This is a genomic window from Nocardia brasiliensis IFM 10847, assembly GCF_000710915.1.
Taxonomy (GTDB): Bacteria; Actinomycetota; Actinomycetes; order Mycobacteriales; family Mycobacteriaceae; genus Nocardia; species Nocardia brasiliensis_A.
Genome location: NZ_BAUA01000153.1, coordinates 1 through 19961, shown reverse-complemented (window position 1 = coordinate 19961; position 19961 = coordinate 1). Strand labels below are relative to the sequence as shown.

Annotated in this window: 20 protein-coding genes; 7 read left to right on the top strand and 13 right to left on the bottom strand. The window is 67.7% G+C overall.

Going from position 1 to position 19961, the window contains the following annotated elements; all coding sequences use genetic code 11:
• Nucleotides 1–47: 47 nt before the first annotated feature.
• From NBRGI_RS29750 to NBRGI_RS29740, 3 genes are all read right to left on the bottom strand, one after another.
• Nucleotides 48–443, bottom strand: a complete 396-nt coding sequence (locus tag NBRGI_RS29750) for a DUF779 domain-containing protein (RefSeq protein WP_029900509.1) — start codon at nt 441–443, stop codon at nt 48–50.
• The gene (gene exaC / locus NBRGI_RS29745; RefSeq protein ID WP_029900508.1) at nt 443–1960 is read right to left on the bottom strand and encodes an acetaldehyde dehydrogenase ExaC; all 1518 of its coding nucleotides are present in this window, start codon (nt 1958–1960) and stop codon (nt 443–445) included. Before exaC ends, NBRGI_RS29750 begins: the two co-directional genes overlap by 1 nt.
• Before the next feature lie 99 nt (nt 1961–2059).
• Nucleotides 2060–3295: a transcriptional regulator gene (locus tag NBRGI_RS29740; protein WP_029900507.1), complete on the bottom strand. Its 1236-nt coding sequence runs from the start codon at nt 3293–3295 to the stop codon at nt 2060–2062.
• A gap of 133 nt (nt 3296–3428) precedes the next feature.
• Here NBRGI_RS29740 and NBRGI_RS29735 point away from each other — a divergent pair, with 133 nt between their 5' ends.
• The gene (locus tag NBRGI_RS29735; protein WP_029900506.1) at nt 3429–3854 is read left to right on the top strand and encodes an MmcQ/YjbR family DNA-binding protein; all 426 of its coding nucleotides are present in this window, start codon (nt 3429–3431) and stop codon (nt 3852–3854) included.
• Here the strand turns inward: NBRGI_RS29735 and NBRGI_RS29730 are convergent, their stop codons facing one another.
• From NBRGI_RS29730 to NBRGI_RS45540, 5 genes are all read right to left on the bottom strand, one after another.
• A complete protein-coding gene (locus tag NBRGI_RS29730) occupies nt 3855–4178 on the bottom strand; it encodes a hypothetical protein (RefSeq protein WP_014986014.1) in 324 nt (107 codons plus the stop codon).
• Nucleotides 4179–4322: 144 nt separating this feature from the next.
• Nucleotides 4323–5465 carry an alkaline phosphatase family protein gene (locus tag NBRGI_RS29725; RefSeq protein ID WP_029900505.1) on the bottom strand — a complete coding sequence of 381 codons (1143 nt, stop codon included), beginning with the start codon at nt 5463–5465 and terminating at the stop codon, nt 4323–4325.
• Nucleotides 5466–5510: 45 nt separating this feature from the next.
• Nucleotides 5511–5819 carry a nuclear transport factor 2 family protein gene (locus NBRGI_RS29720; RefSeq protein ID WP_029900504.1) on the bottom strand — a complete coding sequence of 103 codons (309 nt, stop codon included), beginning with the start codon at nt 5817–5819 and terminating at the stop codon, nt 5511–5513.
• 105 nt (nt 5820–5924) lie between these two features.
• The gene (locus NBRGI_RS29715) at nt 5925–7016 is read right to left on the bottom strand and encodes a hypothetical protein (protein WP_029900503.1); all 1092 of its coding nucleotides are present in this window, start codon (nt 7014–7016) and stop codon (nt 5925–5927) included.
• A gap of 41 nt (nt 7017–7057) precedes the next feature.
• Entirely contained in the window at nt 7058–9115 is a 2058-nt protein-coding gene (locus tag NBRGI_RS45540) for a NucA/NucB deoxyribonuclease domain-containing protein (protein ID WP_051728127.1), read from the bottom strand.
• 590 nt (nt 9116–9705) lie between these two features.
• Here NBRGI_RS45540 and NBRGI_RS29705 point away from each other — a divergent pair.
• Nucleotides 9706–10590 carry an LLM class F420-dependent oxidoreductase gene (locus NBRGI_RS29705; RefSeq protein ID WP_036561461.1) on the top strand — a complete coding sequence of 295 codons (885 nt, stop codon included), beginning with the start codon at nt 9706–9708 and terminating at the stop codon, nt 10588–10590.
• A gap of 45 nt (nt 10591–10635) precedes the next feature.
• On the opposite strand, the gene NBRGI_RS29700 is transcribed toward NBRGI_RS29705, so the two are convergent.
• Together NBRGI_RS29700 and NBRGI_RS29695 are read right to left on the bottom strand one after the other, a co-directional pair.
• Nucleotides 10636–11043 carry a hypothetical protein gene (locus tag NBRGI_RS29700; RefSeq protein ID WP_029900500.1) on the bottom strand — a complete coding sequence of 136 codons (408 nt, stop codon included), beginning with the start codon at nt 11041–11043 and terminating at the stop codon, nt 10636–10638.
• Nucleotides 11040–11327 (bottom strand): hypothetical protein, encoded by a 288-nt coding sequence (locus NBRGI_RS29695; RefSeq protein ID WP_029900499.1) that lies wholly within the window; start codon nt 11325–11327, stop codon nt 11040–11042. Before NBRGI_RS29695 ends, NBRGI_RS29700 begins: the two co-directional genes overlap by 4 nt.
• A 185-nt stretch (nt 11328–11512) precedes the next feature.
• On the opposite strand from NBRGI_RS29695, the gene NBRGI_RS29690 reads away from it, so the two are divergent.
• Nucleotides 11513–13795, top strand: coding sequence for an ATP-binding cassette domain-containing protein (locus tag NBRGI_RS29690; RefSeq protein WP_029900498.1), 2283 nt, complete (start codon nt 11513–11515; stop codon nt 13793–13795).
• A 38-nt stretch (nt 13796–13833) separates the two neighbouring features.
• On the opposite strand, the gene NBRGI_RS29685 is transcribed toward NBRGI_RS29690, so the two are convergent.
• Nucleotides 13834–14682, bottom strand: a complete 849-nt coding sequence (locus tag NBRGI_RS29685) for a helix-turn-helix transcriptional regulator (RefSeq protein WP_029900497.1) — start codon at nt 14680–14682, stop codon at nt 13834–13836.
• Nucleotides 14683–14782: 100 nt separating this feature from the next.
• Between NBRGI_RS29685 and NBRGI_RS29680 the strand changes: the two genes are divergently transcribed.
• On the top strand, nt 14783–15502 hold the full coding sequence (locus tag NBRGI_RS29680) for an SDR family oxidoreductase (RefSeq protein WP_029900496.1): 720 nt from the start codon (nt 14783–14785) through the stop codon (nt 15500–15502).
• 16 nt (nt 15503–15518) lie between these two features.
• Here the strand turns inward: NBRGI_RS29680 and fabG are convergent, their stop codons facing one another.
• Together fabG and NBRGI_RS29670 are read right to left on the bottom strand one after the other, a co-directional pair.
• Nucleotides 15519–16271, bottom strand: a complete 753-nt coding sequence (fabG, locus tag NBRGI_RS29675) for a 3-oxoacyl-ACP reductase FabG (protein ID WP_029900495.1) — start codon at nt 16269–16271, stop codon at nt 15519–15521.
• A 15-nt stretch (nt 16272–16286) separates the two neighbouring features.
• A complete protein-coding gene (locus tag NBRGI_RS29670) occupies nt 16287–16892 on the bottom strand; it encodes an HAD family hydrolase (protein WP_029900494.1) in 606 nt (201 codons plus the stop codon).
• A 212-nt stretch (nt 16893–17104) separates the two neighbouring features.
• Between NBRGI_RS29670 and NBRGI_RS29665 the strand changes: the two genes are divergently transcribed.
• The 3 genes from NBRGI_RS29665 to NBRGI_RS44390 all read left to right on the top strand — a co-directional run bounded on the left by NBRGI_RS29665 (nt 17105) and on the right by NBRGI_RS44390 (nt 19451).
• Complete coding sequence (locus NBRGI_RS29665) at nt 17105–17983, top strand: siderophore-interacting protein (protein WP_029900493.1); 879 nt, start codon at nt 17105–17107, stop codon at nt 17981–17983.
• A 59-nt stretch (nt 17984–18042) separates the two neighbouring features.
• Complete coding sequence (locus NBRGI_RS29660; protein ID WP_029900492.1) at nt 18043–18492, top strand: SRPBCC family protein; 450 nt, start codon at nt 18043–18045, stop codon at nt 18490–18492.
• Between the two features lie 590 nt (nt 18493–19082).
• Nucleotides 19083–19451, top strand: a complete 369-nt coding sequence (locus NBRGI_RS44390) for an SRPBCC family protein (protein WP_081878285.1) — start codon at nt 19083–19085, stop codon at nt 19449–19451.
• Nucleotides 19452–19961 lie beyond the last annotated feature (510 nt).

Genomic DNA, 19961 nt, shown 5'->3' with positions numbered 1-19961 from the left:
CTCGCCCGCGCCGTGCGACGCGTTCGGGGTCCGCAGGCCCGGAGGTTCTAGGTCATCCGATCGGCCCCGGTGCGCGGCGGCGGCAATGTCGCCACTTCGGCATCGGTGAGCAGTCGGGATCGGATGCGGAAGCGCACGTCGTCGGGCGCCTCCAGGGGGAAGCCGCTACCGCGTCCGCTCACCACGTCCACCGTCAGGTGCGTGTGCTTCCACACCTCGTATTGTTCGGCGCACATCCAGAATTCGGTGTGCCAGGGCAGATAGCCGAGCAGCACGTCGGCGCTGCCGACCTGGCATTCGCGCACCGGGAACCAGCGCGGCGAGCCGGCGTCGCCGTAGTCGTCGCACTGGTGCAACAGCACGGCGCCGTGGTAATCGATCAACTGCCGCAACACATTTCGTGCCTTGTCCGTGATGGCGACCCGCTGCGCTCGCTGCTGCATCAGAAGAACCCCTGCTTGTTGGGCGCATAGCTGACCAGTAGATTCTTGGTCTGCTGGTAGTGATTCAGCACCATCTTGTGGTTCTCCCGGCCGATCCCGGACTTCTTGTAGCCGCCGAACGCGGCGTGTGCGGGATAGGCGTGATAGCAGTTGGTCCACACCCGGCCCGCCTTGATCGCGCGGCCCATCCGGAACGCGGTGTTGCCGTCCCGGGTCCAGACGCCGGCCCCTAGACCGTAGAGCGTGTCGTTGGCGATGCGCACCGCTTCCTCGACGGTGTCGAACCGGGTCACCGCGACCACCGGCCCGAAGATCTCCTCCTGAAACACCCGCATGGTGTTGCTGCCGGCCATGATCGTGGGTTGGATGTAATAGCCGCCGGGCAGCCCGTCCACCTTGCGGGCCTCTCCGCCGGCCAGCACCCGAGCACCCTCTTGTCGTCCGATGTCGATGTAGGACAGGATCTTTTCGTACTGATCGGGCCCGGCCTGCGCGCCGATCATGGTGTGCTCGTCGAGCGGGTCGCCGCCCGCGATGGCGTTGGTGCGCTCGATGCAGCGGGCCAGGAATTCGTCGTAGATCGAGGAGTGGATCAGCGCGCGCGACGGGCAGGTGCACACCTCGCCCTGGTTGAACGCGAACATCGTGAAGCCCTCGATCGCCTTGTCCAGGTATTCGTCGTCGGCCGCGAGCACGTCGGGCAGAAAGATGTTGGGGCTCTTACCGCCCAGTTCGAGCGTCACCGGCACGATGTTCTCGCTGGCGTACTGCAGCACCAGTCGCCCGGTGGTGGTCTCGCCGGTGAACGCCAGCTTCGCCACCCGTGGACTGGAGGCCAACGGCTTTCCCGCTTCCACACCGAAACCGTTGACCACGTTGAGAACTCCGGGCGGCAGCAGATCGGCGATCAGTTCCACCACGAGCAGGATCGAAACCGGGGTCTGTTCCGCGGGCTTGAGCACGATGCAGTTGCCCGCGGCGAGGGCGGGCGCGATCTTCCACGCGGCCATCAGGATCGGGAAGTTCCACGGAATGATCTGCCCCACCACACCGACCGGCTCGTGGAAGTGGTAAGCGACTGTGTCGCCGTCGATCTCGGCGATGCTGCCCTCCTGTGCCCGGATCGCGCCCGCGAAGTAGCGGAAGTGATCGACCGCCAATGGCAGGTCGGCGGCCAGGGATTCGCGGATCGGCTTGCCGTTGTCCCAGGTCTCGGCCACCGCGAGCCGCTCGCGGTGCGCATCGATGCGCTCGGCGATCCGCAACAGGATGTTCGCGCGCTCGGTCGCCGAGGTGAGTGCCCAGCGCTCGGCGGCGGCGTGGGCCGCCTCCAGCGCCATATCGATATCGGCGGCACTGGATCGTGCCACCGCACAGAAGTTTTCGCCGTCCACGGGGGAGGGGTTGTCGAAATACCGCCCCGTCATGGGCGGCGCCCAGTCACCGGCGATGAAGTTGTCGTAACGGCCGGCGAAACTGACGATGCTGGTGTCGGACCCCGGTCTCGCGTAGATCATGCACTCGCTCCTCGCAGAATCACTGTGGTCGGGCCACTATGACCCGCCAAGGTTGGTGCGAGGTTGGTGTGACCGACGCGCGTGCAACTGCACTTGCATTCAGGAGCGCAAGGCCGTGTGCAACCGGGCGGCGACCACGGCGCGACGCACGTCGTCGAGGGGCAGCAGCCGCAGCGCGTGCTCGTGCACCGCGATATCGCCGGGCGCGCGTTCGCCGAAGGCGACCGCGTGTTCGGCCCGATCGCTGGCCAATACCGCGTTGCGCACGCCGACATCGAGATACGAGCGCCACTGCACCACGCCGGGCGTGTCCGAACCGGGCAGCAGCGGACCGCGATAGAGCCAGACCGCCGAGGTGGTGTCGCCCGCCGCCACGGCGGCCAGCAAGTCGACCGCATCGCAGGCCACCGGCCCGGTCAACAGGTAGCGGCGGTTGGTGATCTCGCCGCCGGTGGCACGGCGCAGATGCGACACATCGGCCTTGAGCGTGCTGGCGGAGACCGTCCGGTCGCCGTAGACGGCGGCGTGCAACTGCTCGGGCGTGAACCCGTCGGGCTCGAGCGCGAGCAGAGCCAGGATCTCCAGCTGACGCGGTGGCAGCGGGACCGGCCGGCCGTCGCGCATCAGCCGTGCGGTGCCCAGACATTCGAGCCGGACGCCGGGCGTCGGCGTGGGCTCGGCGGCGCGCAACATCGTCTCCACGGCGGTGACCAGCGCCCGCACCGAGGCCAGCACCAGCGGATGCGAGCGATCCCAGGAGCTGGACAGGTCCAGCACGCCGAGTTGCCTGCCGTCGGGCGCGTGGATCGGCGCCGAGTAGCACACCCAGCCGTGCAGCGCGGCGATCAGGTGCTCGGCGGAGAACACCGAACAGGGGCGGTCGTCGTGCAGGGCCAGCGATAAGCCGTTGGTGCCCATGGTGCTTTCGTTCCAGCAGCCACCGGGCGCGAAGTTCACCTGCTCGGCCTGCTTGCGCAGCGAACGGTCGCCCGCCGACCACAGGATCGTGCCCGCCTCGTCGGTGACCACGGCGAGATAGCCCGCGTCCTCGGCGATTCCGCGTAGTTCACCGGACAGTTCGGTGATCGGCGTGCGCAGCGGGGATTCCGACCAGAGGTCGGCGACGTCGTCCAGACCGGGAGCGACCGTGCGACCCGGATCCACCGTGTGCAGCGAGCGCTGCCAGGATTGGGCCACGTCGGTGCGGAGCAGGGTGGGCCGCGATGGCGGTGGCGTGGCGGTATTCGGAGCCGTAGCCCAGCGCTCCCATTCCTTTTCCAGTTCGGCCCGCCGCTGGGTCAGGGTGCGGAACTGTGCCACCTCGAAGAACCCCATCGTCGTGTGAGCTCACATTCGCTCTCTCATTCTGGCGTATGCAAGACGGCGGTGGGAGGGTTTGCCGACATACCGAACGGTCCTTGCGGCGTATCTCCGTGTCGCACCCGGCGTGGCGGACTACCCTCGGAGGATGGCGACCGTTTCACGGCGGGCCCAGCTGGCCGACGTGCACGAACTGGCTTCCGGCATGCCGTATGTGACACGCATCGATGGCCCGCGGGGCAACCCGATCTATCAGGTGGGCGGGAAATCGTTCGTGTTCTTCCGGACACCGCGCCCCGACGCCTTCGACCCCGACAGCGGCGAACGCTACACCGATGTCATCGTCTTCTGGGTGTCTTCGGAATCGGAGAAGCAGGCCCTGGTGCAGGACCCGCGGTTACCGTTCTTCACCACCGCCCACTTCAACGGTCACCCCTCGGTGCTGGTGCGCGGCAGCCGGATCGGCGAACTCACGCACCAGGAACTGGCCGAGGCGATCCAGGACGCGTGGCTCGCCCGGGCCTCCGGCAGGCGGGCGGCCGACTGGCTGGCCGCCAACCCGCCAGGACCTTGATCACTTGTTGAGGAAGATGCCTGCCACGTCGGCGTTCTTGATCGGCGTATCAGCGTTGCGCTGACCGCCGCACAGCAGGTCGACCGAGACCATCGTGGCGTCCACCACGGTGCCCGCGGGCTCGTGATCGTCGTTGGTCTGCTGCTTGACGAACTTGGTGATCGTGACGCGCTTCTTGTCCTGGTCCTGCTGGACGTAGTCGCTGCACTTGGTGTCGCCGCCCTTGTTGACGGCGCGTTCCACGTCACTGCAGCCGGCGAGCATCAGTGCGACCGCCGCGATCGCGAGGCCGGCCTGCCCGGTCCGGGACAGCGTGCCGTTCATGTGCTCCTCCTGAATACTTCGTCGCCGCGGCCGTCCGCGGCGATCGTCACCACCCTAGAGCCCACGCCGCGCGCCGCATGGCGGGCGCGCGGGCGAGCCAGGGAACCGGTGGCGGTACCGGCTCCCCGTCCCGGCTGTACCCGCTCAGGCGCGAAAGATGCGCAGCGGGATATCGAGTTCGGCGGGGGTGAGCGAGCCGTGGTGGCCGACCATCATCGACTGCAGTGGTTCGGCGCCGCTGCGGATGATGCCGCCGGTGCCGCGCGGCGCCACGACCACCTCGCCGATGCGCTCGGCCACCCGCGGGGACACGATCGGGCCGAACCACCCCCGGTCGATCACCTCGGTGCGCGACAGCACCGCGTAGTCCGGGCCGAGGATCTCCGTCCAGGCCGCCGCGACGTCCGCGGCCGCGCCCGGTGCGGTGTACACGTGCCGGGCGCGCGGTTCCCCGCCCAATTGCCGCACGCCGGCGCGCAGTCCGGCGTGCTCGTCGAAATCGATGCGCTCACCGAGTTCGACCATGCCGTGATCGGCGGTGACGCACAGCGCGGCGTCTTGCGGCAGCCGCTCGGCGATGTCCGCGGCGATCCGGTCGACATGGGCCAGTTCCAGTAGCCACGCGTCCGAGGACGGACCGCGCACGTGCCCGGTGGTGTCCAGATCGCCGTAGTAGGCGTAGACCAGCGTGCGATCGCCGGCACGTAGGCCGATGCCGACCCCGTCCACCAGGTCGCCGACCGAGAACGCGGGACGAAACGCGCACCCGCGCAACACCGCTCGGGTCAACCCGGAACCGTTCTGGTAGTTCGGCGCCACCTGCGTGACCACGATGCCCTGCGCGGCCGCGCGTTCGAAAACCGTTGTGGTGGGCTGAAAATCCTCCGGCACCAGCTCGCTCAGCAGATCGACGCGCGCGCCCTCGCCGTGCAGTCGCCAGCGCAGCGAGTTCACCAGCCGATCCTGCTCGGGCACCCGCATCAGATAACCGACGATGCCGTGCTCGCCGGGCGGCACACCGACGCCGAGCGAACTCAGGCTGGTCGCCGTGGTGCTCGGGAATCCCGTGGTGAGCGCCACCGACGGCAGGCCCGACAAGAACGGCGCCACACCGGGATTCGCGGCCAGCGCGGCGGCGCCGAGCCCGTCGATCAACAGGACGCACACCCGGTCGGCGGCGATATCGAGGCCGAGCCGGTCCCGCTCGCCCGGCACGCCGAAACCGGCGAGCAGCGAAGGGAACAGGTCAGCGAGGGAGCCCGTACCGTAACGGGGCGCAGCGAACACGATCGTCAGGATGTCAAGATCGGTGCGGTGCGGGCAAGGGCGGGGTCAGGCCTGGCCCGTCTCGAACCGGCTGACCTTGCCGTCACGCACGGTGAACCGCCAGCTGGTGCGCATCGAACCCCAGCGCGAATTGGTGTAGTCGGCAACCAGTTCGGTGCCGCCGTCGTCGACCGACTCGACCTGCATCCGCGCGTTGCTGCCGAACACTTCCGAGTCGGTCCACTGGCCGATATTGCGTTCCACACCGTCGTCGGACATGGTCGCGTCGTCGGTGAGCGCGGCGAAGAACCGATCCTGGTCGTTGGCGTTGAGCGCGTCCACGAATTCCTGCACCACAGGATCTAGCTGAGTCATCCGGTTACCCCTCTCTGATCAGGTGACAGCACATGAGTAGCAGGGTGGCAAACCTCCGGCGTCCACTCTAGGGCAGAAGCGGCATCCGTGCCGGGACGGCGCTCGTCACGGTGCGGGGAGGTGGAATTCGGTGCGCAGCGCGTCGAACAGCTCGGGATAATCCATGCCGTAAGTGGTCGCGGCGGCCCGCACCGCACAGCAGGCGGCTTTCAGCGGGTCATCGATATCGGTCGCGGCGGAGTACGCCCAGACCGCCTTGTGCTGCTGGATCTGCTCGGTGTTGCCGGGGAGACCGGACACGATCGTGACCGGAATATCGGGATCGGTATCGATCCGCCACAGGATGCGGGAGCCGTTGCCGAAATCCGGCGGTGCGGCGGTGGGATCGTCGGCGTCCAGCGCCGCGAGACCGGCCCGGAAATCGGCGAACTCCGTCAGTCCCGCACGTTCGAATGCGCGATGCACGCACCAGCGGGCCAGTTCCCGCTGTCGCGCCGGGGACAGCTCGACGATGCCGTCGACCAGATCCCGGTCCAGACCGGCGAGAACCTGTGCGTCGTAATTGCCGAAATCTTCCGTGAGCACGGGAGCGGGTGCTCGCCCGCCCCACGTCGCCACACGCTCGTGAAAAGCTTTGACGTCCGGGTGATCGTGCGGGACCCGCTGCACCACACCGTCCGCGTCACGGATGTAGGACCGTTCGTAGTCCGGTGTCGGCAGCGTTTTCACCGGTGCCGAATACGCGGCATCGGTCTTGCGTAGTTGCCGAATTCCGTTGCCGGTCTCGGTAGTCGGCCACAGCTCGAGCCGATAGGTCTCGGACGGTTCGGTCACCTCGAGATCCCAGTTGTCGTCGCGACCTCGGGCACAGGCGCGAATCCGGTACCGCCCCGGCGGTATCGGCTCGAAGCCGGGCTCGACCGCACCGTCCAACCGCAGCACCCGCAGTTCTCCGGCGGATTCGAGCCCGGTCTCCTCGACCGCCTCCCATTCGGCGAGGTCGTTGTCCTCGGGTGCGGCGTCGGTCGTCACCACCGTGACACGCACCGGCCCATAGGCGATTCCGGTCAGCACAGTCACGAATCCGGGGCCCGCGCACAGCAGCGCACCCTCGTGCCGAGTGTCCAGCGTGTCGGCGTCCACCGCCCCCACCCCGAACTGATGGTGATCGACCTGAACCGGCGCCACACCCACCATATCCTGTCCCTTTCGTCAGCGATCGTTGTCTCGGCTCGAGGTCAGCCCTTCACGTAGAACGTATCGCCCTCGAGTACTCGGTTCTTGGTGAAGAACCAGGTCGTGATGCCGCCGCCTCGCGTGTTCTGTCGACCGTTGATGAAGCACATACTGATTCCCGTCGCGGCGTGCGCCGGAACCGAGCCGGCGGGCAGTACCACCACCCAGGCAGCTCGGGCGCTGACATCACAGGTGTCGTTGTAGGTGCGGGCGGGTCCACCCGCGCCGCCGCCCTCATGCGTTGCAGCGAAAGGATATTCGTCGCACTGCATGCCTGTGGCGCGTGGGCCCGGGATGCGGTTGCAGGTGGTGTTGCGGTTGTTCTGCATGCGCGTGTCATCGGTGGTGCGGGTCAACGGTTTCGACCCGCTGGGAGCGCCCGGCAGACCACTGGCTTGCGCGAACCGCACGTGCTTCGCGAGTTCGGGCACGTTGCGGGTGCTCATGTCGAGGATCGGCTCCGCGCCGCGAACGACACAGCCCTGGGTGTTGCGGTTGCCGATCGCGTCGCAACGCACCGAAGGCGCCGCAGCCGCTTTCGTGGTGATCGGCGTGGCTTTCGCATGGGTGAAGGTGAACTCGGCGAATCCGTTGGTCCGGCTCTGCGCTCCGGCCGCGACCGGAGCGGTGAGGGTGTAGTCCTTGACGTACTTCGTGTTGTTGGCGACCTGGCGCGGCGGCTCGGAGTTGTTGAAGGTGTGGTTGCACGTCGCGTCCGAGGCGCAGTAGACCGACATCGCGTACTGCGCGGCGCCGGCCTCGCCCCACACGTCGGTCATGTGCAGCACCGTCCGTGCCTTCCAGGTCGTGGTGTTCCAGGTGGTCTGAATCTGGTTCTCCTGCACCACCTTCAATCCGCCGATGGGGGTCGCGGGCTCCTTGCGATCACGGAGTTCGATGATGCCTTCGCGCCACATGCACTGGTAGGTACGGTCACCGGCCCACTGCCTGCCCGGCAGATCCACGCAGTAGGGCTTGTCGAGCGCGCTCGACCACCACACCGCGGCGCGTGCGCGTTCCTGTGGTTGCGCGGACTCCGCTGGAGTGCACCAGATGTAGGGCTCGGTGCCACCGTCGGGGCGTACGTCGGCGCACGGCGGCAGTTCATCGAGCACCACCCCGGCGGGAACAGGAGGCGCGGGTTCGGTGGCCGAACGCGCGTTCGGCTGCGGGGCATCGGTCCAGCCCGGCCCGTTCACGCGCACTCGATCGTCGTCGCCGCAGCCGGGGCAGTTGGCATCATCGATGTAGTCTTCCTGCCAATCGATGTCCTGTCCCTCGGCGGCGCTGGTCGGCCAGCCGATGGTGCCGCCCTGGAAGTCCTGATCCCATGCGGACGCGCCCCGTTTGCGCTGGTCCCCAGTCGGATAGCCGTACGGGCCCTGCTCGAAATCAGTCAACTGCCACTTCGTGAGGATCCCCCCGCTCACCGGATGCGCGCCGTACTGCGGATGCCAGTAGACGACGCTCTTGTCGAATCGGTTGAATCGTCCCACACCGTCCGGCGTCTTGGTCTCGTCACTGGTGGGATAACCGAGAGAACCGCCCTCCCAACCGGTTTCGCCCCATTTGTCCCGGATCGCGCCCGCCACGTAGTACGCCTCGTTCAGTTTCCAGTAGATGGTGCCGCCCTGAAAGTACTGCCGGCGGCCGACATTGTCGGGATTGACGATCTCGTCGCTGGTCGGATAACCGAGGACACCGCCTTCCCAACCGTTGCGTTGCCAGGCAGCGAAGAAATGATTCACCACCGGGTGTGCGCCCCCGTTCGGTGACCAGTAGATCGGTCCGTTCTGAAAGGTCGAGCGTTTGCCGATGCCGTCGGGGTTGGACAGTTCGTTCGAGGTCGGGAACAGCAGGAAGCTGTTCGGGCCGCCGAGTTCGTTGTATTTGTCCCGAATCGCGCCGCACACCTCGTACGGTGCGGGCCAATACACTTGGCACCCGTCGGTCACCGAGCGCGGTGCGGGGCGTTCGGCCAGCGCAGCTTCCATGGTCTCGGCCTTGTCGGCTTGCTCCTTGCTGAAGCCGTCGGGGATCTCCTGGCAGTCCGAGCGCATCTTGCCCGGGACCACGGTCTTGTTCGGGTTCAGCGTGGGTGCCCACTTGTCGGGCTTGGATTTTCGGTCGCTGCCGGGTGCTCGAGTGCAGGGTTGCGGTGGCGTCGACGACGGTGCGGTAGAGGTCGGTTTGCTCGTCGATGCCGTCGGCGTCGTGGTCGACGGTGCCGGCGGAGTCGTAGTCGACGGGGCTGGTGTACTCGACGGCTTTGGTGTCGTGCTCGACGGGGCCCGTGGGACCGTGGTCTGCGGGACCGTGTTTTGCGTCGTGCTGTGTTGTGCGGGCTCCGGCACGGTAGTCGACGGCGGCGCGCTCGCGGCGACGCCGGGTAAGGTGACAACCACCGCGGTCGCGGCGGCAAGCATGGTCATGCCCAAGGCAATTCGATGGTTTGTCGGGCGATTTCGGGCATGCGGCCGTACACGAGAATTCATGAACCCCTCCTGCTCCCCAGTGGCCGGGACGAACTCCGGCACACTCAGAAGTTGATCACGGACGAACGCGAACTGTCATCGACTGGGGACTGGGGAGCAAGGCGATCCCAGTGCCTGTGGGAAGGGAAAATCGGGGGGCTGGTAGACAGAGGATCGTGACGGCGCAGCGGGCATTTCGATTCGGGGTGAACATGGTGGCTCCGGATTCGCGGACCCTGTGGATCGAGAAGTGCCGCAGGGCCGAGGAACTGGGGTTCGACGTGATCGGGGTGGCCGATCACCTGGGCTGCCCGGCGCCGTTTCCGTCGATGGTGCTGGCCGCCGAGTCGACCGAACGGGTGCGGGTGAACACGTTCGTGTTGAACACCTCGTTCTACAATCCGGTGTTGCTGGCGCGCGATATCGCGGGCGCGGATCAGCTCACCGACGGGCGGGTGGAGATCGGGCTCGGCGCGGGCTACGTGCAATCCGAATTCGAGTCCGCGGGAATTCCTTTCGAGTCCGGCCGCAAGCGGGTGGCGCACCTGGAGCGGACGGTCAGCACGTTACGGACCCTGTTCTCCGATCCGGAATACCAGCCGTGCCCCGCGCAACCGGCGGGCCCGCCGCTGCTGATCGCCGGCTGGGGTGACCGGCTGTTGCGGCTGGCCGCCGAAAACGCCGATATCATCGCCTTTCCCGGCGCTTCGGCGACCGAGAACGGTGGGCCCTTGCATCTGGCCGGGTTGGCCGAGATCGGCGAAAAGATCGATTACGTCCGTGAACTGCTCGGGAAGCGTTCGGACAGTGTGGAATTCAATCTGCTCGTGCAGCGGGTGGTGCCGCCCGCCGAGCGTGCCGCCGTGCTCGAGCTGTTCGGTCCAGCCCTCCCCGAAGATGTCGCCGATCGCCCGGAAGAGTTGCCCACCTTGCTGATCGGCACCCCGGACGAGATCGCCGACCGGGTCCGCGCCCACCGCGACCGCTACGGCTTCAGCTACATCACCGTGCTCGAGCACAGCATGGAACAGTTCGCCCCGGTGATCGACCTGCTGCGCTAGCCGCGCCGCTGCTGGGTTCCCGCACGGTTTCTGCTGCGCGAAAGCTCAGGGGAGCAGGTCGATGATGACCCGGGGGTCCAGCTGCCGGAGCTTCCTGGGACGCGCTGTGAGACAAGGCCAGTCGCGGGCCACCGCCTCGGCGGCGGCATGCCCGGCGGGCAGCAGCAGTTCGGCGTCGGGGTTGCCGGCGAAGGCGGCGCCGAGTCGTTCGGAGGCGCCGCGGTCCAGGGCGGTGATGATGGTGTGCGGCAGTTCCAGCAGCACGTCGAGGATGTCGAGGCGGTGCGGTGGGATGTGCGCGCGGGCGGCCGCCAGTGCGGTGGCCGGGACGACGATGGTGTTGTTCGCACCGACCGTCGCCCAGACCACAGCCTGGGCGTAATTGGCTTGGTTGGCCCAGCTGACGACGGCTGCGGTATCGAAGACGACACCGCCCAGGACGGGGGTTTTCACGCGGCGCCGAGGTGTGGCCCGCCTGCCTCCTCCTCGGATAACGGCGGTAACCCTTGAATGGCGCGGGCGCGGTTGATCAGATCCAGCGGCGGTCTGCCGCCGAACACCTCTTCGAGTTTGGCCAGTGACTCGGCCGTGCCGAGCCGGGCGAACACCGATTCGGCGACGAACGCCGCCACCGACTCGATCCGCCCCTCGGCACGCCAGCGTTCGAGGGTGCTGACCAGTTCCTCGGGCAACGTGACGGTCACCTTCCGGGTGCGATGCGCGCGAGGCTGGCCCATTCTGGAACCTTATCCCGAGATCGTTCTGGACGGGAAGGGTCCGGCCGAGGCGGAAGTTCGCGTACGGGAGCAACTTTCACGGTCGGGGCGGTGAGCAGAACGGACGCCCGGATGGTTCCGAATTGATGTGATCTACGTCACAATGCCGTGGGTGTTTTGTCGGTGTCGGGTGGCATGGTGTTCGTATGCCTTTCGCCGAAGCCGCTCCCGGCACCGATGTCATCCGGTTGCTCGGAGCCAGTGAGCACAACCTGCGCAATGTGTCGCTGGACATCCCCAAGAACAAGATCACCGTTTTCACCGGGGTGTCCGGTTCCGGCAAGTCGTCGATCGTGTTCGACACCATCGCCGTGGAATCGCAACGGCAGCTCTATGCGACGTTCCCGGCCTTCATCCTCAACTTCCTGCCGCGCTACGAGCGCCCGCACGCCGAGGCGATGGAGAACCTCACCGCGCCGGTGATCATCGACCAGCAGCCGGTCGGCGGCGGCCCGCGCTCGACCGTCGGCACGATGACCGACATCTTCTCCATGGTGCGCGCCATGTTCGCGCGCTTCGGCGCCCCGTCGGCCGGATTCGTCTACCACTATTCGTTCAATGTGCCGCAAGGCATGTGCCCGGACTGTGACGGCCTCGGCGTCTCGGTGCGGGTCGACCCGGATCGGCTGCTGGATCGCACCAAATCGCTCAACGAGGGCGCGATCCTGTTGCCCGGCTACGGTGTCGGCAGCGGCGACTGGCAGCTGTACGGCAATTCGGGACGATTCGATCTGGACAAGAAGATCGCCGATTATTCCGAGGCCGAATTCGCGGATCTGTTGCACGGCACCGGCGGCAAAGTGGAACTCACCTTCGCCAAGGGCACCTGGAAAGCGGACTACGAGGGCATCGCGGCCAAGTTCACCCGCACCAAACTGCAACGCGACACCTCCGGCCTCAGCGAGAAGACCCGGGCTCAGATCCAGCAATTCCTCACCGAGGGCGTCTGCGGGACCTGTCAGGGCGCCCGATTGAACGCGGCGGCGCTGGCCACGAAGATCGACGGCCGCAACATCGCCGACTGGGCGGCGCTGCAGATCACCGATCTGATGGCGGTGCTGGACGAGATCACCGATCCGGCCGCGGTCGGGCTGGCCGCCGCGATCCGCACCGCGCTGCAGCGAGTGGCCGATATCGGGCTGGGTTACCTGAGCCTGGACCGGCCGACCTCGACGCTGTCCGGCGGTGAAGGGCAGCGGCTCAAGATGATCAAGCACCTGTCGAGCACGTTGATCGGCATGACCTACATCTTCGACGAGCCGAGCGTCGGACTGCATCCGCGCGACGTGGGCCGGTTGAACGATCTGCTGAAGGCCCTGCGGGACAAGGGGAATACGGTGCTCGTGGTCGAGCACGATCCCGACGTGATCCAGATCGCCGACCATATCGTGGATGTCGGTCCGCGGGCGGGCCTGCACGGCGGCCGGGTGGTGTTCGAAGGCAGCTTCGAGGAACTGCGCGCGGCCGATACGCCGACCGGCGCCGGGCTGCGCCGGCCGTTCACGGTGAAGCAGGACTTCCGGAAGGCCAAGGGGGAGTTGCTGATCGAGCACGCCGCCGTGCACAACCTGAAGGACGTGACCGTCGGCATCCCGACCGGCGTCCTGACCTCGATCACCGGCGTGGCGGGTTCCGGCAAGAGCAGCCTGATCCGGGACGTCTTCGTGGTCGAGCACCCGGAGGTGATCTTCGTCGATCAGTCGGCCATCGGCGCGTCGTCGCGTTCTACTCCCGCAACGTATCTGGGGCTGATGGACCCGATCCGCAAGTTGTTCGCGAAGGCGACGGGGGAGTCGCCGGGGCTGTTCAGCTTCAACTCGGCGGGCGCCTGCAAGCAATGTGAGGGGCGCGGCGTCATCATCACCGAGATCGCCTACATGGATCCGGTGACCACGCACTGCGATGCCTGCGACGGACGGCGCTTCTCCGACGACGTGCTCGCACTCACCTTGCGCGGCAAGTCGATCGCCGACGTGCTGGAGCTGACGGCCGAGGAAGCGCTGGCGTTCTTCCCGGAGAAGGCGCTGAACGCCAAGCTGCGCACCATGAACGAGGTCGGCCTGAACTACCTGAGCCTCGGCCAGGCGATGAGCACGCTGTCCGGCGGCGAGCGTCAGCGCATCAAACTCGCCACCCAGCTGGGCAATACCGGCAGCGTCTACGTGCTCGACGAACCCACCACCGGCCTGCACATGTCCGATGTCGACACCTTGCTCGCCCTGCTCGACGGCTTGGTCGAGCGCGGCAACACCGTCGTCGTCATCGAACACAATCTCGACGTCGTCGCCCACTCCGACTGGGTGATCGACCTGGGCCCCGACGGCGGCAAGGCCGGCGGCGAGGTCGTCTTCACCGGCACCCCCGCCGACCTCCTCGACGACACCCGCTCCCTCACCGGCGAATACCTGCGCCGGTACAAGGCGGCGTAGGTCTGCACGGGCCGCGCCATCGATACCTGCCCGGCAGTTCAGCTGTGCTCGCTGAACTGCTGGGTGCCGGTGACGCGGAGGAGGTCGAGGGCGGAGGCGGCCGGGGTGCTCGGTTCGGCGGAGTAGACGACTACGGTTTGGTCGGTGTCGGGGACCAGGAGGGTGTCGCATTCGACGACGAGGGGGCCGAGTTCGGGGTGATCGATGGTCTTGGTGGCAGTGCGCCACAGGCTGGACGGCCGCTCGCGCCAGAGCTGCTCGAACTCCGCACTGCGCGTGCGGAGTTCGGTGATCAGGCGGTCGAGATCCGGGTCGGTCGGGTAGCGGGCTTTCGCGCTGCGCAGGGTGCCGACGCCGTACGCGCCGATCATGCGGATCTCTTCGGGCGTATGCCGGACTCGGCTCATTTCGGTGCCGAGGAAGCACTGCCAGACCATGTTGCGTTGCGGGACCGGCCAGGCGGAGAAGTCGCCGAGCAGCGCGGTGGCCATCGAATTCCAGGCCAGCACATCGCTTTTCGCGGACATCACCAGCGCGGGCAGGTCGGACATCCGGTCCAGCAGTCGTAGCACGCTGGGCCGCACCACCATCGCGATATGACCGGGCTGCGGCGGAGCGGCCCCGCCGAGCTGGAACAGCAGGTTGCGATCGTTGTCGTTCAGCCGCAACGCACGTGCCAGCGCCGCGAGCACCGCGGTGGACGGGTGCGGGCCACGGCCCTGCTCGAGCCGCACCACGTAGTCGACGCTGATACCCGCCAGCTGCGCTACTTCCTCGCGGCGTAGGCCGGGCACCTGGCGCCGCAGACCCGCGGGCAGGCCGACATCGCGCGGCTGGGTCCGGCTGCGGGCTTGCCGGAGCAGGGCGGCGAGTTCGGTGCGGTCCATCGTCCGATCATCTCGCACCCGCCGCGGCCGGGGATGGTACCGCTGATCCCATGACGAGCCCGCCCTGTTCAGGCGGGGTGCGGGCGCCAAAGCTGAACGTATGACGACAACGACAACGGCTCTGGTGACCGGAGCGAACAAGGGCCTCGGCCGCGAGACCGTCCGCAGGCTGGGCGAACTGGGCTGGCGGGTGTTTCTCGGCGCGCGGGACGCCGACCGCGGCAAGCGGGCGGCGGCCGAACTGGCCGAGCAGGGGTTGAACGTCGAGTTCGTGCAGCTGGATGTCACGTCGGTCGCCTCGATCGAGGCGGCGGTCGCCGCGGTACGGGAGCGGACGCAGGCGCTGGACGTGCTGATCAACAACGCGGGTATCTCCGGCGATTTCCGGGCACCGGAGCAAACGCAGGCCGAGGATCTGCGTCCGGTCTTCGAAACCAACGTGTTCGCACCGGTTCAGGTGACCAACGCGTTCCTGCCGCTGCTGCGCGCGGCGGCGCACCCGCGCGTCGTGATGGTGTCGAGCGGCATGGGCTCGCTGGCCGTCACCTCGGACCCGGGGCGACTGGAATCGTCGCTGCCAAATCTGAACTACAGCCCGTCGAAGGCGGCGCTGAACATGATCATGTCGCAGTACGCGCGGGCGCTGCCCGAGATTCGCTTCAACGCGGCCGATCCCGGTTACACCGCAACGGATTTCAACAACAACGGCGGCTATCAGACGGTCACCGAGGGCACCGACGCCATCATCGAGCTGGCCACCGCGGGACCGGACGGCCCCACCGGCGGATATTTCGACCGGCAGGGCCGGTTGCCCTGGTGACGTCGCGGCCGCGCGCCTACCTCGCGCCGCCGTTGACGTAGAGCGTCTGGCCGCTGACGTAAGACGCTTCGTCGCTGGCGAGGAACGCGATGACCGCGGCGACCTCGCCAGGCTGCCCGACCCGGCCGAGCGGGGTGCGTTCGGCGACCGACTGCTGATGTTCCTCGGCCGACATGCCGACGCGGTTCGCGGTCGCGGCGGTCATCGCGGTGGCGATATAGCCGGGCGCGACGGCGTTGACGTTGATGTTGTACGGCCCGAGTTCGATGGCGAGGGTCGCGGTCAGGCCCTGGATGCCAGCCTTGGCGGCGGCGTAATTGGCCTGGCCGCGATTGCCGAGCGCGGACCGGCTGGACAGCGAGACGATCTTCCCGTAGCGCTGGGCCACCATGTATTTCTGGGCGACCTGCGCGCAGTGGTACGCGCCGGTGAGGTTCACCGCGAGCACCGCGTTCCAATCGTCCTCGGCCAGGCGGAAGAACAGGTCGTCGCGCGTGATGCCCGCGTTGTTGATCAAGATCTGCGGACTGCCGAGATCGGCGTCGATCTGGTCGAAGACCGACTGGACCGACGCGCGGTCGGTGACGTCGCAGACGTAGCCGCGGGCGGTGCCGCCCGCGCGCGTGATCTGTTCGAGGGTGTCCGCGGGGGCGTTGCGGTCCAGCACGGCGACCGCGGCGCCCTCGACCGCCAGCTGCAGCGCGGTGGCCGCGCCGATGCCCTGCGCCGCACCCGTCACCACGGCGACCTTGTCGGTGAACCGGTCCATTGCTGCGTTCTCCTCTCAAAATGCCTGTTCGGCAAGCCATTCGGGAAACTCGGTGAGATCGGTGAGGACGACGTCGGCCCCCGCGGCCCGCAGTTCGGCGGCGTCGCACGGGCCGGTGGTGACCCCGACCGCGAGCACACCCGCGGCCTGCGCCCCGCGCATATCGCCGGCGTGATCGCCGACGAAAAGGTGGGCACCTTCCTCGCGCAGCACGCTCGCCTTGCCCGCGGACCACAGGTCGCCCGCGAGATGGTCTATCCGCCAACCGAGTTCGTCGATGTGCAACTGGGCGAGCGGGCCGTGCTTGCCGGTGACGACGAGCACCCGCCCGCCGCGCGCGTCGACCGCGGCCAGCGCGGCGTCGGCCCCGGGCATGGCGGGGATGCTCGACACGATCGACGGATACAGTTCGCGGTATCGGATGACCAGGGCCGGGACGAGTTCCTCTGGTGCGCCGGCTTCGGCGAGCAGAGTGGCCAGTGGCGGGCCGAGCCGATCCGCGAAATCGGCGCCGCGCAGCGGCACGTCGAATTCCGCCGCGAGAATGTCGACGGCCCGGCCGACCCCCGGCCGCGAATCGATCAGCGTCATATCGAGGTCGAAGCCCACCGTCCAGGTCACCACCCGACCCTAACGGCCGTATCGAACGGCCGCACCCGAGCATCGGGCGGCCGCTGGATCGGGCCGTGGGGGCTTGGCGACTTGGGGCGTATCGAACGGCCGCACCCGAGCATCGGGCGGGCCGCAGGATCGGCCGGTGTGGCTGGGCGACTGGGGCTCGATCCGGCACAGCGCCCTCGCGTGGAACCTGTGGCTCAGGTTAGCCTAACCTTATGGCAACCACGACGCGCACGAACCGCCCGACCATGGCCTACGCGACGCTACAGGTCAGCCGGGTGGCTCAACTGACGCCGCACATGGTCCGCATCACGTTCACCGGACAGGATCCGGACGCGCTGATCAACGTCGGGCCCGATCAGTACACCAAGGTCTTCTTCCCGCTGCCGGGCCAGCGGCGGCCCGTCGTCCCGCCCCCGCTCGAAAGTACCGACCAGACGATGAGCTGGTACCACCGGTATCTCGCCATGCCCGACGCGATCCGGCCGCCGATGCGCACCTACACCGTGCGTGCGCAGCGCCCCGAACTCGGCGAACTCGACATCGACTTCGTCCTGCACACCGAACACGCTGGGCCCGCGTCGGATTGGGCGGCCAAGGCGGTGCCCGGCGCCGAGATCGGCATGCTGTGCCCGCCGTTCGCGCTGTACTGTCCCGAGCCCGCGGTGGCGTGGCAGCTGGTGGTCGGCGACGAATCCGCGATTCCCGCAATCGGTTCCATCATCGAGGGGCTCGACCCGGGCGCGGTGCTACGCGCGTTCATCGAGGTCTCCGGCCCGGACGAGGAGCAGCGCTTCGACACCGCGGGCGATGTGCGGATCGGCTGGATCCACCGCGGCGACCGGCGACCCGGTGACGCGGTGCTGGCGGCGGTACAGGCGGCCGAGTTTCCCGAAGGCGCGCCGTACGCGTGGGTTTCCGGCGAGGCGAACCTGGTCAAACTCACCCGCAGACATCTGGTCCGGGAGCGCGGCATCGACAAGCACTCGATCACCTTCACCGGTTACTGGCGGGTCGGACGCACCGAAGAGGACAACGGCCGGGAGAACGTGCGGCGGGCCGCGGCCGGGGAGCCGCTCGTCGACGAGGACTGACCGCGCACCGGCGTATGTAATGCTGGTGGCATGGTGGGATTCGTTGCGGCGGTGCGCCGGTGACCTCGGATGCGGAACTGGATCCAGCGGCGGTCGAGATCGGCAGCTTCTATCCGGTGCCACCGCAACAGGTGTGGCGCGCGCTGACCGAACCGGACCTCATCGAACGATGGTTACTCCGCTCGATCGGGTTCGCCGCGACCGTCGGCACCCATTTCATCTTCGAGGTTCCCGCCCGGACACCCGGCGAGGTCGCCTGTGAGGTCCTCGTCGCCGAGCCCGCCGCGCAGCTGACCGTCAGCTGGGTAGACCTGCGGGCCAAGTACCCGGCCCGCTGGGTGGTCGACTGGACGATCCGGCCGCAAGGCCGCGGCACCCGACTCGTCTTGACCCAGACCGGTTTCGACATCGAGAACCGCAGGCAGAAGATGGCGCGCAATGCGCTGGAGCGCGGGTGGCGGACCACGCTGACCCGGCTGGGAACGGTGCTGGACGAGTTGGCCGAGTGAGGGCTGCGGGCAGGGCGGGGCGCGCCGCGCACATCTTGTCGTGCCGCGCGAGTGTCAGTCGAACGACACACGCGCGGGATGCGCAACATTGCGCGGCGGACACCGTGCGACCGCCGCACAGTGGATGCTCGGGGTCTGCACCGGTTCTAGGGAGCCGCACCACTTCGGTACCCCGGCGGAGCGCGTGTCCCGAGAAGTGGTGCGGGTGTGGCGGTTTGCGTGCCGATACGCGGCAGGCCGCGGCCCGCAGCGCGTAATGCGCTGGACGCAAGCGGCATTCGGCCGGCACCGCAGCGTTCCGCGTCGTAGACATCGAAAGCCGGGCTGCTGTCCATCGGCATCGTGGTCGAGCTGGTGAACATCGGCGCGCTGTCGGCGTTCGCCCTTGTCCGCTGATCTCAGGGCGAGTGGGTCCCTTCTGTGCTTGTGGCCGGTAAATGGATGGCGGGCAATCGAGTTCGCGGGCGAAGATCGGCGCGGTGCTCTAGGGTCGGAGGCGAGTCGATGAGACAACGCGTCGACGTGCGAGCTCGCTCCGGCGTGCGAGTCGAGCCGTCGCCGGGGGAGTCGGGGCGCGGCAGGAGGGCAGCATGGGGCATGTCGAGCACAGCGCGGCGTGTAAAGCGCCGGTGGACTTCACCTTCACCTACGTCGCGGACTATCGGAACGTCCCGAAATGGATGTTCGGCATCCGGCACTTCACCCCGGTGGGCGACCAAACCTTCGGTGTCGGAGCGGTTTTCGACACCGCACTGCATCTCGGCCCCACCACCCTGCACCTGCGCGCCGACACCACCGAATGGATCGACGGCTCCCGCGTGACCATGCGGGCCATCAAAGGTATCGAAGGATCGATCCGCTGGGACTTCGAGGCGTTGAGCCCGGAAACCACCAAGGTCAGCGCCACCGCCGACTATCGAGTCCCGGTGGTTTCGCGGGCCGGTTCCTCGATCGGGTGATCCAGGCCTTCATCGGCCCCGCCATCCGTCACACGGAGAAACACCTTCGCGAGCAGATCGAGACCAGCTACCGCCAGTCCCTCGCGCACCCCGACTGACCGCACACCTCGTTCCGGGATCGCAATGATTCACGTGGAACGAAGCCTTCCGTAAGCCTAAGCGTCCCAACGTCGTTCACCGAGCGCAAGTCTGCATCGAGTGCGAGTTCGCAACGACTGCACCGCCTCGGACCCGCCCGCGGCGTCATCGAGTCCGAATCGGTCGGCACCTTCGGTAGCTCGTCCGACCCGGCCGCGCTGCGGTAGTCCGTCGTCGAAGCCCCGCGCACTTCTCAGCATCCCGCGCGCGTGTCGGTCGGCTGACACGCGCGCGGGGTGACGATAGGTGCGCGGCAGTGTTCAACCCGAACGCCGGAGCGAGGAGACCTCTGCCGGGGCGGCGCCGTGCCGTCCCGCGGCGCAGCGCCGCGCGCATGTTTAGCGTCCCGCGCGTGTGTCGGTCGGCTGACAC